Origin of the sequence: Salmonella sp. SAL04202 (genome assembly GCF_046550775.1) — a bacterium.
Taxonomy (GTDB): Bacteria; Pseudomonadota; Gammaproteobacteria; order Enterobacterales; family Enterobacteriaceae; genus Salmonella; species Salmonella enterica.
Genome location: NZ_JBGDXK010000024.1, coordinates 1 through 560 on the forward strand (window position 1 = coordinate 1; position 560 = coordinate 560).

At 53.8% G+C, this 560-nt stretch carries 1 rRNA gene; it reads right to left on the reverse strand.

The features are described from left to right. Positions 1-540, reverse strand: a 23S ribosomal RNA gene (locus ACLJQJ_RS23420); the annotation flags it as partial. Positions 541-560: the final 20 nt, after the last annotated feature.

Here is a 560-nt window from a genome sequence, read left to right on the forward strand (position 1 = left end):
GCTCCCACTGCTTGTACGTACACGGTTTCAGGTTCTTTTTCACTCCCCTCGCCGGGGTTCTTTTCGCCTTTCCCTCACGGTACTGGTTCACTATCGGTCAGTCAGGAGTATTTAGCCTTGGAGGATGGTCCCCCCATATTCAGACAGGATACCACGTGTCCCGCCCTACTCATCGAGCTCACAGCACATGCGCTTTTGTGTACGGGGCTGTCACCCTGTATCGCGCGCCTTTCCAGACGCTTCCACTAACACACATGCTGATTCAGGCTCTGGGCTCCTCCCCGTTCGCTCGCCGCTACTGGGGGAATCTCGGTTGATTTCTTTTCCTCGGGGTACTTAGATGTTTCAGTTCCCCCGGTTCGCCTCATTAACCTATGGATTCAGTTAATGATAGTGTGACGAGTCACACTGGGTTTCCCCATTCGGGTATCGCCGGTTATAACGGTTCATATCACCTTACCGGCGCTTATCGCAGATTAGCACGCCCTTCATCGCCTCTGACTGCCAGGGCATCCACCGTGTACGCTTAGTCGCTTAACCTCACAACCCGAAGATGTTTC